This is a genomic window from Thalassobaculum sp. OXR-137, assembly GCF_034377285.1.
GTDB lineage: Bacteria > Pseudomonadota > Alphaproteobacteria > Thalassobaculales > Thalassobaculaceae > Thalassobaculum.
Genome location: NZ_CP139715.1, coordinates 1,111,422 through 1,123,939, shown reverse-complemented (window position 1 = coordinate 1,123,939; position 12,518 = coordinate 1,111,422). Strand labels below are relative to the sequence as shown.

The following is a 12,518-nucleotide window of genomic DNA, read 5'->3' as shown; positions in this document are numbered from 1 at the left end:
ATGATGAGCACCACATCCCGGACGACGCCCGAAGTCGACGTCGCATCCAAGCCGCCGAGCCCGGAGCAGATGGCCAACCGGTACACCAAGGTCCAGTCCCGCGACGTCAACGTCTATTATGGCGAGAAACATGCCCTGAAGCATGTGGACCTGGACGTCTACGAGAACGAAGTGACCGCGCTGATCGGCCCGTCGGGCTGCGGCAAGTCCACGTTCCTGCGCTGTCTGAACCGCATGAACGACGTGATCGACATCTGCCGGGTCACCGGCAGGATCTCGCTGGACGAGCACGACATCTACGACCCGTCCCTGGACGTGGTGCAGCTCCGCGCCCGGGTCGGCATGGTGTTCCAGAAGCCGAATCCGTTTCCGAAGTCGATCTACGACAACATCGCCTACGGCCCGCGGATCCACGGCATCGCCCACGGCAAGGCGGAACTGGACGAGATCGTTCAGAAGAGCCTGGAGCGTGCCGGTCTCTGGAAAGAGGTCAGCGACCGCCTGGACCAGCCGGGAACCGGTCTGTCCGGCGGCCAGCAGCAGCGCCTGTGCATCGCCCGGGCGATCGCGGTGAATCCGGAAGTGATCCTGATGGACGAGCCGTGCTCGGCCCTCGACCCGATCGCCACGGCCCGCATCGAGGAGCTGATCGACGAGCTGCGGGAGAACTTCACCATCGTCATCGTGACCCACTCGATGCAGCAGGCCGCCCGCGTGTCCCAGCGCACCGCGTTCTTCCACCTGGGCGACCTGGTGGAGGTCGGAGAGACCGAGGCGATCTTCACCAACCCCGTCGACAGCCGGACCCAAGGGTACATCACCGGACGTTTCGGATAGGCTCGAAGGCTAATCCGCGGCCCGATCGGCGGCCGCGGCACGTCACCCGTTACCGGAGGTCTGAACCATGTCCGACAGCCACATCGTATCCTCGTTCGACGAGGAACTGGACGGCTTGCGGTCGGCAATTTCCCGCATGGGCGGGCTCGTCGAAGCCCAGTTGTCAAACGCCATCCAGGCGATCGCCAAACGCGACGACGCGCTGGCCGCCCAGTGCGTCGAGGCCGACAAGGCGATCGACGATCTGGAGGATCAGGTCGAGGCGCTGACCCTGCGGATGCTGGCCCTGCGCCAGCCCGTCGCCCACGACCTGCGCCAGATCCTGTCGGCGCTGAAGATCTCCCACGACCTGGAGCGCATGGGCGACTACGCCACCAACGTGGCCAAGCGGGCCTCGGCCCTGTCGCAGCTTCCGGAGGTCGGGCCGATCAACGGCATCGCCCGCATGGGCCGGCTGACCCACCGGGTGATCACCGACGTGCTGGACGCCTATACCCAGCGCGACGTGGAGCGCGCGATGGTCGCCTGGCAGCGCGACGAAGAGATCGACCAGATGTACACCAGCCTCTTTCGGGAGCTGCTGACGTACATGATGGAGGATCCGCGCAACATCACCGCCTGCGCGCATCTGCTCTTCGTGGCCAAGAACATCGAGCGGATCGGCGACCACGCCACCAACATCGCCGAAACCGTCTATTTCGAGGAGACCGGCCGCCGCCTGGAAGGCAATCGGCCGAAGGGGGACAACAGCAGCTTCGCCGTCGTCAAGCCGGAGGAGCTTTCCGATGGATCGTCCGAGTAAAGAGTGACCGACCCCATGAAACCACTGATCCTGATCGTCGAGGATGAAGCGCCGATCGTCACCCTGCTGCGCTACAACCTGGAACGCGAAGGCTTCCGCGTCATCGACGCGGGGGACGGCGAGGAGGCCATGCTGGTCGCCGCGGAACGCCGCCCCGACCTGATCCTGCTGGACTGGATGCTGCCCCTGCTCTCGGGCATCGAGGCCTGCAGGCGGCTGCGCCGGGCACCGGACCTGAAGAACATCCCGATCATCATGCTCACCGCCCGCGGCGAGGAAGGCGATCGGATCCGGGGCCTGAATTCCGGGGCCGACGACTACATCACCAAGCCGTTCAGTCCGGCCGAGCTGATCGCCCGGGTCCGCGCGGTGATGCGCCGGGCGCGCCCCTCCACCGAGGACGAGATCCTGCGCTTCGCCGACCTGACCATGGATCTGGCGGCGCACCGGGTGAAGCGCAGCGAGCGCGACATCCATCTCGGCCCCACCGAGTTCCGCCTGCTGCGCCATTTCCTGGAGCATCCGGGCCGGGTGTTCTCGCGCGAGCAGCTGCTCGACACGGTCTGGGGTCCGGACGTCTATGTCGAGCCGCGCACGGTGGACGTCCATATCCGCCGGCTGCGCAAGGCGCTGAACAGCGAGAACGACGACGACGTGATCCGCACGGTGCGCTCCGCCGGCTACGCACTGGACGCCAACGCCGCCGCCTGATCCGGCACCATCCGTCGCCGCGCCGCCTGCCCGGCGCTATTACCTATGGGCAAGCCGCGGCGACTCAGATACCTGATCGGTATGGCGGCTGAACGCACCTCCTGGACCGACGGCATCCGGGTCTATCTCGACCGCCGGATGCTCATCATCCTGATCTTCGGCTTCGCCTCGGGCCTGCCGGCGCCGCTGGTGTATTCCAACCTGTCGATCTGGCTGACCGATGCCGGGTTCTCGCGCTCCAGCGTCGGCCTGTTCAGCCTCGCCACCACCGCCTACGCGATCAACTTCCTGTGGGCGCCGCTGGTCGACCGGCTGCGCCTGCCGGGCCTGACCGACCGGCTGGGCCGGCGGCGGGGATGGGCGCTGCTGACCCAGCTCCTGCTGATCGCCGCCATCGTCTTTCTCGGCCTGACCGATCCGACATCCGACGTCTCGATGGTGGCGCTGGCCTGCGTCTTCGTCGCCTTCGTCTCCGCCACCCAGGACATCGTCATCGACGCCTACCGGGTGGACATCCTGAAGCCCGACGAGTTCGGTGCCGGATCCGCGGTCGCGATCTGGGGCTGGCATCTGGGCGGCACCCTGGTTGGCGGGGCCGGCGGGCTGTATCTGGCCGCCAGCCTGGGCTGGAACGCGACCTACCTGATCCTGGCCTGCACCCTGCTGATCGCCGTCGCCGCGACCCTCATGGCGCCCGAACCGGAGCGCCGCGACCCCCTGCCGAGGGCCGAACCGGATGCCGGGACGTCGGCGCTCGGCCGCGCCTGGATCTGGCTGCGAGAGGCGGTGTTCGACCCGCTCGCCGACTTCGCGACCCGGGACTGGTGGCTGCTGATCCTGGTCTTCATCTTCGTCTTCAAGTTCGGCGACGCCCTGCTCGGCCGGATGTCCGGCGTGTTCTACCGGGAGCTGGGCTTCGAGCTGACCCAGATCGCCGACGTGACCAAGGTCTTCGGACTGGCCGCCGTCTGCCTCGGGGTCTTCGCCGGCGGCGTGCTGGTCCGCGTGGCAGGCGTGTTCCGCGCGCTGTTGGTGGGCGGCCTGGCCGCCGCCGCAACCAACCTCGCCTACGCCTATCTGGCCGGAGCCGGACAGGACATGGAGGTTTTCGCCCTGGCGGTGGTCGCCGACAACTTCACCGGCGGTCTGGCGACCGTGGCCTTCGTCGCCTATCTGGCCGGGCTCTGCAACACCGCCTTCTCGGCGACCCAATATGCGCTGCTGAACTCCCTGGGGAACCTGGCGCGGATCTGGTTCGCGTCCTCCGCCGGAATGATCGTCGACAGTCTGGGCGGCGATTGGGCCCTGTTCTTCACCATCACCGCCGGTCTCGCCCTGCTGGGCCTGCCGCTGCTGCTGGTGCTGATGTGGGTGATGCCCGATCCGGGAACGGCCGCATCCCAGCGGTCCCCGGACCAACCCAATCCGAACTAACTCGATCCGAACGAACTCTACCCGAACGAACTCAACCCAACTTCCTGGACGGACCCGGCACCGCCGGGGGCGATCCAGGATCGTGGTCCCGGCGTCCCTCACGAGGTCCTGGACAGCCCCCCGGATCAAGTCCGGGCGGCTTCCAGGAAGTCGGTTGAGGTTGTTTGGAAGTAAGAGAGTTTGGCCGACTTGCTGGCGGCTGCCCCTTCAAAATCGAAATATTCCGACTTCCTGGACGGGCCCGGCACCGCCGGAGACGATCCAGGATCGTGGTCCCGGCGTCCCTCATAGGGTCCTGGACAGCCCCCCGGATCAAGTCCGGGCGGCTTCCAGGAAGTCGTTTGAAGGTTGTTAGAGGTCAGAGACTTCCGCCCGCTTGCTGCCGGCTGCCGCTTCAAAACCAACCCAACCCGACTTCCTGGACGGACCCGGCACCGCCGGGGACGATCCGGGACCGTGTTCCCGGCGTCCCTCACAAGGTCCTGGACAGCCTCCCGGATCAGGTCCGGGCGGCTTCCAGGAAGTCGTTTGAAGGTTGTTAGAGGTCAGAGACTTCCGCCCGCTTGCTGCCGGCTGCCGCTTCAAAACCAACCCAACCCGACTTCCTGGACGGACCCGGCACCGCCGGGGACGATCCAGGACCGTGGTCCCGGCGTCCCTCACGAGGTCCTGGACAGCCTCCCGGATCAAGTCCGGGCGGCTTCCAGGAAGTCGTTTTTGGTGGAGTAAGAAAGATCAGCCGAGCTTGTCGGCCACCAGCTTCTTCAGGTCGGCCTCCGGCCGTGCACCCACATGGCTGATGATCTCCGAGGCACAGATCGCCCCGATCCGGCCGCAGGTGACCGCATCCTTGCCGGCGGTGTAGCCGTGCAGGAACCCGGCGGCATAGAGGTCGCCCGCTCCCGTGGTGTCGACCACCCGCTCGACCGGCTCGGCGTCCAGCACATGGACCTCGTCGCGATGGACGACGACCGCGCCCTTCTCGCTGCGGGTCAGCGCCGCCGTCTCGACTTCGAAACGAACCGCCTGAAGCACGTCGTCGAACCTGTCGGTCTCGAACAGGGACAGGGCCTCCGCCTCGTTGGCGAACAGGATGTCCACGTGGTGCTTCACCAGCTCCTTGAAATCGGCCCGGTGGCGGTCGACGCAGAACGAGTCCGACAGGGACAGGGCGACCTTGCCGCCGGAGCGGTGGGCGATCTCGGCCGCCTTCACAAAGGCCTTCTTCGCCTCGGGCTGATCCCAGAGATAGCCTTCCAGATAGACCACCTGGGCATCGGCGATCAGATCCTCCGAGATATCGTCCGGCGTCAGGTTCACGCAGGCGCCCAGAAAGGTGCTCATGGACCGCTGCGCGTCCGGCGTCACCAGGACGAGGCAGCGGGCGGTCGGCGGGCCGTCCGGCGCCGCCGGCGTGTCGAAGCGCACGCCCTGGGCGGTGATGTCGTGGCGGAACACCTTGCCCAGCCCGTCGTCGCGGACCTTGCCTATATAGCCGGTCCGGCTGCCGAGCGCAGCCAGGCCGGCGGCGGTGTTGCCGGCCGAGCCGCCGGACATCTCCACGCCCGGCCCCATGGCGGCATAGAGGGATTCCGAACGCTCGGCGTCGATCAGGGTCATCGCGCCTTTCTCCACCTTCTCCGTCGCCAGGAAGGCGTCGTCGCAGCGGGAAATGACGTCGACGATGGCGTTGCCGATGGCGACGACATCCAGGCTCTTGGTCATTCAGATCTCCAGGAGTTCTTCGAAACGGCCTCGCCAGCACACTAGTGGTCTGGCCGAAGCGATCAACCCCGACGATCGCGGGGCGCCGATCGCCGACCGCCAAACGGTCATATGACCGCACTATGAAGATCGCACGACCGAGGGCACCGCACGCCGGCCGCAGCGTTGCCCCGGTGATGCCTGCTCGGGCGGACCGTCGACGCGTGCGCTGGGGCAGCCGCACAGAAGAGGTGACGATGTCCACTCCATCCAGAGCGTCCCATGCGGGTGACGTCCAGGGTCCAGCGCAACGCCCCGAGCTGCTGCTGGCCTGTGGCCTGATGGCCTTCGCCGGAATCCTGCTGTCACTGATGCTGATGGGCGTGGCGGCCGTGCTGGTGCGGCACGATTTCATCGCCGACACGATCAGCGACCTCGCCCGGGGCCCGATGAAATGGATCATGGATCTCGGGTTCTACCTGAATGCGGGGGCGCTTCTGGCGCTGGCGATCGGCACCGCGCATTTCCATCTGGGACGCGTCGCCTGGTCGCTCGGACTCTTCTGTCTGGCGTTCGCCGCGCTGGTGGTCGTTCTTCTGGGGCTGTGGGACGAATTCCATACGGCCGCCGGGCCGGACCAGGACATGACGGTGCACACCAAGCTGACCTTCGCGCTCGGCCCGCTCTATCTCGCCGGACCGCTTCTGATGGCGTCGGGGGCGTCGAGTATGGGGCGTCGCTATGGCTACATGTTCTGCGCCGCGGCGGCGCTTTGGCTGGTCCTGGCGACCGGGTTCAAGCTCGTGCCGACCGCCTACGACGGCATTCTGGAGAAGGCCGCGATGACCGCGACGCTTCTATGGACGCTGTCGCTCGCGTGGATCCTCACGACGCGCGGCTACCACAGGCTGAAGGATCGTGCCGTCGCCGGGTAAAGTGCACCGCCGGCGCAGACGACTTTCTCCCCGCCCGAGCGACACGCTTGAATACGGCGCGGCTTCGTGGTTTCAACCGCCGGGGCGACGCATCCACATGAGACGGCCATGTTCAGATCCATATCCCTGACCCTGGGTCAGCTCGGCGATCCCCGCCTGCGCTCGGTCCTGCTGATGGCGATCGCCGCCAGTCTCCTGCTGATCGTCGGTCTCGCGGTCGGCACGGGATACGCCCTGTCCGCCCTGGCCCAGACCGGCACCGAGTGGCTGGACAGCCTGCTGGTCTGGCTCGGCGCGGTCGGCACCTTCGTTTTCGCCCTGATCTTCTTCCCCGGCTCGGTCCAGCTGGTCAGCGGCCTGTTCGCCGACACGGTCGCCGACACGGTGATGTCGACCCACTATCCGAACGCGCCGCAGCCGCGCCACATCCCCCTGGGCGAGGTGATCGGCGACGGCCTGCGCTTCGCCGTCCTGAGCATCGGCCTGAACATTCTGGCGCTGCCGCTGTATTTCGTGCTGCCCGGCCTGAACCTGATCGTGTTCTACGGGCTGAACGGCTACCTGCTGGGCCGCGAATATGCCGAGATGGTCGGCCAGCGCACCCTCGACCGGATGGCGCTGCGGGAGTTCCGGCGCGCGAATCAGGGATCGCTTTTTCTCGGCGGAGTGCTGATCGCCGCGCTGTCGACCATCCCTGTGGTGAACCTCACAACCCCCGTCGTGGCAACCGCTTTTGCAGTCCACGAACATGAACGGTTGCGGCGCCGAACCGTTCCGCGATAATAGCGATAAGGCAACTGGTTAGCCGAAAGCGCTCAGTTAGGAGATCAGCCATGTTCCGGCGTCGCAGAGCATCAGAATTGCCGCGAGACGGAAATATCGACCCGGTGATGGACAAGAGCGGATCGAAAGAGTCCGGCTCTGCAGACGACGTCCGCTCGATATCCCCCTCCCTCGGCAGCCCTTCGGAGCGCCCGGATGGCGGCTCGGGGTCGCCGGACTCCGACACCACGCGCCCGGACACCTCGACGTCCTCCCCCTCGTCCGCCGCTTCCGACTCGAAAGGTTCGGCCATGTCCGCTTCGACCCCCCCGCGTACCCCCGGCCAGGGCTTCGTGCCCGAGATTCCCAGGCGGTCGGCCGCCGACATTCCCGGCGCCCCGCCGCGCCGCCCCTCCATGCCCCGCGGCAACGAGGAGAGCAAGCGGCTGCTGGTCGGCAAGGACATCTCCCTGTCCGGCGAGATCACGGCCTGCGACAGCCTGGTCGTGGAAGGCACGGTGCAGGCGACGCTCGAACACAGCCAGTCCCTGGAGGTCACCGAGACCGGCCTGTTCCGGGGAAAGGTCACAATAGAAGAAGCCATCATCGCCGGCCGCTTCGAAGGCGAGCTGTCGGTGCGCGGCACCCTGTCGATCCGGTCGACCGGCGTGCTGGAAGGCAAGGTCCGTTTCAACAAGCTCGAAGTCGAGCTCGGCGGCGTGATCAAGGGCGACATCAGCCCCCTGACCGAAGAGTAAACACCGAATGGACCCTGTCGCCGGGCGCCGCGTTTGCGCCCTCGTCCTGACTGCCGCCTTCGCCCTTTCCGGCTGTGCAACGACGCAGCCGGCACCCTCCGCGTCCCTGGCCGGCGCTCCGATCGCCCGGGGTGCTGCCCCCGTGCCGGTGGCCACCGGCCGCGCGATGCGCCCCCGGCCGGTCGCCCTGCGGGACGAGCGGTCGCTGCGCGCGCTGGATCCGGTGGGGATCGAGCAGCTCATCGGCCGGCCCACCTTCGTGCGTCAGGACGGCGGCGCCACGGTGTGGCAGTACGCCGCCCGATCCTGCGTCCTCGATCTGTTCTGGTATCGAACCGATATCGGCCCGGCGCTGGTGCATATGGAGGCGCGCACCATTCACAGCCCGCGCTCGGCAGACATGCAGGGCTGCCTGGACGAGCTGTGGAAGCAGCACACGGTCGAAGCCGAAAGCTGATCCCGGCAGGCCGCCTCACGGGGCCGGCGTCTTGTCCTTGAAATTGCACACCGCGGCGACCTTGCAGTCGGGACAGCGGGGCTTGCGCGCCTTGCAGATGTAGCGGCCGTGCAGGATCAGCCAGTGATGGGCGTGCCGCAGATAGGCCGGCGGCACCTTCTTCAGCAGCGCCTTCTCCACCGCCAGCGGAGTCTTGCCGGCGGCCAGTCCGGTGCGGTTGGCCACCCGGAACAGGTGGGTGTCGACGGCGATGGTCGGCTCCCCGAAGGCGATGTTCAGCACCACGTTGGCGGTCTTGCGGCCGACCCCCGGCAGGGCCTCCAAAGCCTCGCGGTCGCGCGGCACCTCGCTGCCATGCTTCCCGATGAGCTGTTCGCAGAGCGCGATGACGTTCTTGGCCTTGGCGTTGAACAGGCCGATCGTCTTGATGTGCTCCTTCACCCCGGCCTCGCCCAGCGCCAGCATCTTCTCCGGCGTGTCGGCGATCGGGAACAGGTTCTTCGTGGCCTTGTTTACGCCGATATCGGTCGCCTGCGCCGACAGCACGACGGCGACCAGCAGGGTGAAGGGATTGACCCAGTCGAGCTCGCCCTGCGGCTCCGGGTTTTCCGCCTGGAGCGTGGCGAAGAAGGTCTCGATCTGAGCTTTGGTCATGGCGCGGGGCATGATCCTGTTTACCGCCCGCGACACAGAGCCGCAATCGCCCTCGTCGCCTTGCCCGATTGACCGCGGCGGGGGGAGCGGCGCTAATCTGGCGCCATGGAAGCGCACGCCGCCATCGCAGGATCGCCGCCGGAGGAGAAGCCGGTGCTGGATCTCGTTCTGTATCCGCACCGATCCCTGTCGCCGCAGGGTTTCCTGCTGCTGATGGGCGGGATCGCCGGACTTTCCTTCATGATCGGGCTGATCTTCTTCCTGGTCGGCGCCTGGCCCATCGTCGGCTTTCTCGGCCTCGACGTGGCGGTGATCTATGGGGCGTTCCGGCTGAATTATCGGGCGGCGCGCGCCTACGAGACCATCCGGCTGTGCGGCAACGAGCTCGAGGTGGTGAAGATCGACGCCCGCGGCCGCCGCCGGCGCTATGTCATGCCCTCGGCCTGGCTGCGGGTCGATCTGGAAGCCCGGCCACGCCGGACCAGCCGGCTGACCCTGTGGTCGCGGGGCCGGGCGCTGGAGATCGGCGTGTTTCTCGGACAGGAGGAGAAGGATGGGCTGGCGGACGTGCTGCGCGACGGCCTGCGCCGCGCGACCCTACCCGCGCACCTGACCGTTCCGGACTCGAACTGACGCCGTCAGACGAGACCGAGCACGTCCCGCATCGTATAGAGACCGGGAGCCCGGCCGGCGACCCATCGGCTGGCGCGGACGGCGCCGGCGGCAAAGACGTCCCGGCCACTGGCTTTGTGACCGATCTCCACCCGCTCGCCGGCGCCGGCGAAGATCACCGTGTGATCGCCGATCACGTCGCCGCCCCTTAACGTTGCGAAACCGATTTGACCTTGCTCCCGGGGACCGGTATGGCCTTCGCGGGAGAGCACGGCGACATCGTCGAATGTCCGGCCCCGTCCCTTGGCGGCGGCGCGGCCGAGGCCGAGGGCCGTGCCGGAGGGGGCATCCACCTTGCGGTTGTGGTGCATCTCGACGATCTCGATGTCCCAGGCCTCGTCGAGGGCGGCGGAGACCTGTTCGACCACCGCCAGAAGCAGATTCACGCCCAGGCTCATGTTCGGCGCATAGACGATGGCGGTGTTCCGGGCGTGCTCGGCCAGGATCGCCTCCTGCTCGTTCGACAGACCGGTCGTCCCGATCACCAGCGGGGTGCCACTGGCGGCCGCCCGGGCGGCATGGGCGAGGGTCGCCTCGGGCAGGGTGAAGTCGATGGCCACATCGACGCCCAAAACCGCGTCCACATCGTCGGTGACGGTCACCCCGAGGGAGCCCACGCCGGCCAGGTCGCCGATATCGGCGCCGAGATGGGCACTACCGGGTCGATCGGCGGCTTTTTTCACGGTCATCCCGTCGGCTTCCGTGACCGCCCGGGTGACCATCCGTCCCATCCGTCCGGTGCTCCCGAACACGCCCACTGCCAGTGCCATCGATCGTCTCCCTTCCAGCCGTTCGGCCGTCGAGAATACGGCCTCCGCCGCGATTGTCAGCCCTTGTCGAGAGTCGAACTATCGCATTTGTATTTATATGGTGTTAAACATAAATTCTGGTTGATAGTCCAGCTAAATGGAGAATTTCGGTGGATGTGCGCACCCTCTGCCTCGGCGTGCTGAGTTTCGGAGAGACCAGCGGCTACGGCATCCGCAAGGCGGTCGCCGATTGGTTCGGCCATTTCGCCCATGCCAGCCTCGGAGCGATCTATCCGGCCCTCGCCAAGGCGGTAGCAAAGGGTGAAATCGAGGTCGTGGGGCCGGGAGACGTCTCGCTGGAGAAGCGGGTCTTCCGTCTCACCGAAACCGGGCGTGCGGCGCTCGTGACCTCGGTCTCCGGAGCAGCCGGCGAAGAGGTTCTGCGCTCGCCTTTCCTCACGGCGATGTTCTTCGCCCACCTGCTGGAAATGGACGACGTGCACCGGGTCGTGGACGAGCGTCTTGCCGGACTCCGCAAGGAACAGCGGCGTCTGCGCGGCCTGCCGAGTGCGGAGATGACCGACGGACAGCGCTTCACCATCCGCTACGCCATGGCCATGACGAGCGCGGCCATCGATTTCATGGAGCGCGAAGGCAGGGCAATGGTCACCGCCATCGCCCGCGAGAAATCCGGCGGCTATTGATCCACAAAAGGCACTACCCCTGAAAGCCGCGGTTTTCCTGGGGTAGTGCCTAGAACTCTGATCAGCGGAGAAGCCGGAAAGCCTGAAATCAACCGGCCCAGACGAGCCGGGCCGGGCGGACGCGGCGTTAGTCGCGCAGGTCTTCCCAGAGCTCCTTGACCTTGTCGAAGAAGCCGTGGCTCTGGGGAGAGGTCTTCTCCACGCCGCTGTCCTTCTGGAATTCCTCCAGCAGCTCGCGCTGACGGTCGGTCAGATTGACCGGCGTCTCGACCGCCACCTCCACATACATGTCGCCGCGTGAGGGCGAGCGCAGGACCGACATGCCCTTGCCGCGCAGGCGGAACTGCCGCCCGGTCTGGGTGCCCGACGGCACGGAGACCTTCGCCCGCCTACCCTCGATGGTCGGCACCTCGATGGCGCCGCCCAGGGCCGCCGTCACCATTTCCAGCGGAACCCTGCAGTAAATGTCGGCGCCTTCGCGCTGGAAGATCGGGTGCGGCTGGATGTTCAGGAAGAGATACAGGTCGCCCGCCGGCGCCCCGCGCATGCCGGCCTCGCCCTCGCCCTGCAGGCGAATGCGGGTGCCGTCCTCGACCCCGGCCGGTATGTTGACCGACAGGGTCTTCTCCTTGCGCTGGCGCCCGGCGCCGTTGCAGGCCTTGCAGGGGTTCTCGATCACCTGGCCGACGCCGCCGCACGACGCGCAGGTCCGCTCGATGGTGAAGAAACCCTGCTGGGTGCGGGTCTTGCCGCGGCCGCCGCAGGTCGGGCAGGCCACCGGCTTGGAGCCCTTCGCCGCCCCGGCGCCGTCGCAGACGTCGCAGGTGACCGACGTGGGCACGCGGATCTCGGCCTGCTTGCCCTGGAACGCGTCTTCCAGACTGACCGACATGTTGTAGCGCAGATCGGCGCCCCGGCCCGGGCTCGCGCCCCGCCGGCCGCCACCGCCGCCGCCCATGAAATCGCCGAACATCTCTTCGAAGATATCGGCGAACCCGCCGGAGAAACCCTCGAAGCCGCCGGCGCCGCCCGGTCGCGGGCCGCCGCCCTCGAACGCTGCGTGACCGAAACGATCATAGGCAGCCTTCTTCTCGTCGTCCTTCAGGACGTCGTAGGCTTCGTTGACTTCCTTGAACTTGCGTTCCGCCTCCTCGTTGCCGTGATTACGGTCGGGATGGAACTGCATCGCAAGCTTGCGATAGGCCTTCTTCAGGGTGTCCTTGTCGGCGTTTCTGTCTACGCCCAAGACCTCGTAATAGTCGCGCTTCGCCATCGATCGTCACCGCCCCCGGTATCGCCGCTCGTGTCGTTGTTGCACGTGTCGCTGGGACGCCTCGGT

General features: G+C 67.0%; 14 protein-coding genes. 10 read left to right on the top strand and 4 right to left on the bottom strand.

All coding sequences use genetic code 11. From position 1 onward, the window contains the following. Positions 1 to 69: 69 nt before the first annotated feature. The 4 genes from pstB to T8K17_RS05300 all read left to right on the top strand — a co-directional run bounded on the left by pstB (position 70) and on the right by T8K17_RS05300 (position 3,784). On the top strand, positions 70 to 837 hold the full coding sequence (pstB, locus tag T8K17_RS05315; protein ID WP_322334928.1) for a phosphate ABC transporter ATP-binding protein PstB: 768 nt from the start codon (positions 70 to 72) through the stop codon (positions 835 to 837). A 67-nt stretch (positions 838 to 904) separates the two neighbouring features. Beyond that, positions 905 to 1,639, top strand: coding sequence for a phosphate signaling complex protein PhoU (gene phoU / locus T8K17_RS05310; RefSeq protein WP_322333463.1), 735 nt, complete (start codon positions 905 to 907; stop codon positions 1,637 to 1,639). 15 nt (positions 1,640 to 1,654) lie between these two features. Then, complete coding sequence (gene phoB, locus T8K17_RS05305) at positions 1,655 to 2,350, top strand: phosphate regulon transcriptional regulator PhoB (RefSeq protein ID WP_322333462.1); 696 nt, start codon at positions 1,655 to 1,657, stop codon at positions 2,348 to 2,350. Between the two features lie 81 nt (positions 2,351 to 2,431). Then, positions 2,432 to 3,784: an AmpG family muropeptide MFS transporter gene (locus T8K17_RS05300; RefSeq protein ID WP_322333461.1), complete on the top strand. Its 1,353-nt coding sequence runs from the start codon at positions 2,432 to 2,434 to the stop codon at positions 3,782 to 3,784. Between the two features lie 735 nt (positions 3,785 to 4,519). On the opposite strand, the gene T8K17_RS05295 is transcribed toward T8K17_RS05300, so the two are convergent. Further along, positions 4,520 to 5,509: an adenosine kinase gene (locus T8K17_RS05295; RefSeq protein ID WP_322333460.1), complete on the bottom strand. Its 990-nt coding sequence runs from the start codon at positions 5,507 to 5,509 to the stop codon at positions 4,520 to 4,522. A 236-nt stretch (positions 5,510 to 5,745) separates the two neighbouring features. Between T8K17_RS05295 and T8K17_RS05290 the strand changes: the two genes are divergently transcribed. The 4 genes from T8K17_RS05290 (at position 5,746) to T8K17_RS05275 (ending at position 8,400) form a co-directional block, all read left to right on the top strand. Then, positions 5,746 to 6,423: a DUF998 domain-containing protein gene (locus T8K17_RS05290; RefSeq protein ID WP_322333459.1), complete on the top strand. Its 678-nt coding sequence runs from the start codon at positions 5,746 to 5,748 to the stop codon at positions 6,421 to 6,423. Between the two features lie 108 nt (positions 6,424 to 6,531). Then, on the top strand, positions 6,532 to 7,206 hold the full coding sequence (locus tag T8K17_RS05285) for an EI24 domain-containing protein (protein ID WP_322333458.1): 675 nt from the start codon (positions 6,532 to 6,534) through the stop codon (positions 7,204 to 7,206). 290 nt (positions 7,207 to 7,496) lie between these two features. Further along, positions 7,497 to 7,943 carry a polymer-forming cytoskeletal protein gene (locus T8K17_RS05280; protein WP_322333457.1) on the top strand — a complete coding sequence of 149 codons (447 nt, stop codon included), beginning with the start codon at positions 7,497 to 7,499 and terminating at the stop codon, positions 7,941 to 7,943. Positions 7,944 to 7,950: 7 nt separating this feature from the next. Next, a complete protein-coding gene (locus T8K17_RS05275) occupies positions 7,951 to 8,400 on the top strand; it encodes a hypothetical protein (RefSeq protein WP_322333456.1) in 450 nt (149 codons plus the stop codon). 15 nt (positions 8,401 to 8,415) lie between these two features. Here the strand turns inward: T8K17_RS05275 and nth are convergent, their stop codons facing one another. After that, positions 8,416 to 9,054, bottom strand: coding sequence for an endonuclease III (gene nth / locus T8K17_RS05270; protein WP_322333455.1), 639 nt, complete (start codon positions 9,052 to 9,054; stop codon positions 8,416 to 8,418). Between the two features lie 105 nt (positions 9,055 to 9,159). Here nth and T8K17_RS05265 point away from each other — a divergent pair, with 105 nt between their 5' ends. Continuing rightward, the gene (locus T8K17_RS05265) at positions 9,160 to 9,687 is read left to right on the top strand and encodes a DUF2244 domain-containing protein (protein WP_322333454.1); all 528 of its coding nucleotides are present in this window, start codon (positions 9,160 to 9,162) and stop codon (positions 9,685 to 9,687) included. Positions 9,688 to 9,692: 5 nt separating this feature from the next. On the opposite strand, the gene dapB is transcribed toward T8K17_RS05265, so the two are convergent. Then, a complete protein-coding gene (gene dapB / locus T8K17_RS05260; protein ID WP_322334927.1) occupies positions 9,693 to 10,490 on the bottom strand; it encodes a 4-hydroxy-tetrahydrodipicolinate reductase in 798 nt (265 codons plus the stop codon). 155 nt (positions 10,491 to 10,645) lie between these two features. Here dapB and T8K17_RS05255 point away from each other — a divergent pair, with 155 nt between their 5' ends. After that, positions 10,646 to 11,179 (top strand): PadR family transcriptional regulator, encoded by a 534-nt coding sequence (locus T8K17_RS05255; protein WP_322333453.1) that lies wholly within the window; start codon positions 10,646 to 10,648, stop codon positions 11,177 to 11,179. A gap of 127 nt (positions 11,180 to 11,306) precedes the next feature. Here the strand turns inward: T8K17_RS05255 and dnaJ are convergent, their stop codons facing one another. Next, entirely contained in the window at positions 11,307 to 12,452 is a 1,146-nt protein-coding gene (gene dnaJ / locus T8K17_RS05250; RefSeq protein WP_322333452.1) for a molecular chaperone DnaJ, read from the bottom strand. Positions 12,453 to 12,518 lie beyond the last annotated feature (66 nt).

Coding starts and splice junctions, on each gene's coding strand:
- pstB (WP_322334928.1), top strand. CDS start 70: ATGGCCAACCGGTACACCAAGGTCCAGTCCCGCGACGTCAACGTCTAT.
- phoU (WP_322333463.1), top strand. CDS start 905: ATGTCCGACAGCCACATCGTATCCTCGTTCGACGAGGAACTGGACGGC.
- phoB (WP_322333462.1), top strand. CDS start 1,655: ATGAAACCACTGATCCTGATCGTCGAGGATGAAGCGCCGATCGTCACC.
- T8K17_RS05300 (WP_322333461.1), top strand. CDS start 2,432: ATGGCGGCTGAACGCACCTCCTGGACCGACGGCATCCGGGTCTATCTC.
- T8K17_RS05295 (WP_322333460.1), bottom strand. CDS start 5,509: ATGACCAAGAGCCTGGATGTCGTCGCCATCGGCAACGCCATCGTCGAC.
- T8K17_RS05290 (WP_322333459.1), top strand. CDS start 5,746: ATGTCCACTCCATCCAGAGCGTCCCATGCGGGTGACGTCCAGGGTCCA.
- T8K17_RS05285 (WP_322333458.1), top strand. CDS start 6,532: ATGTTCAGATCCATATCCCTGACCCTGGGTCAGCTCGGCGATCCCCGC.
- T8K17_RS05280 (WP_322333457.1), top strand. CDS start 7,497: ATGTCCGCTTCGACCCCCCCGCGTACCCCCGGCCAGGGCTTCGTGCCC.
- T8K17_RS05275 (WP_322333456.1), top strand. CDS start 7,951: ATGGACCCTGTCGCCGGGCGCCGCGTTTGCGCCCTCGTCCTGACTGCC.
- nth (WP_322333455.1), bottom strand. CDS start 9,054: ATGACCAAAGCTCAGATCGAGACCTTCTTCGCCACGCTCCAGGCGGAA.
- T8K17_RS05265 (WP_322333454.1), top strand. CDS start 9,160: ATGGAAGCGCACGCCGCCATCGCAGGATCGCCGCCGGAGGAGAAGCCG.
- dnaJ (WP_322333452.1), bottom strand. CDS start 12,452: ATGGCGAAGCGCGACTATTACGAGGTCTTGGGCGTAGACAGAAACGCC.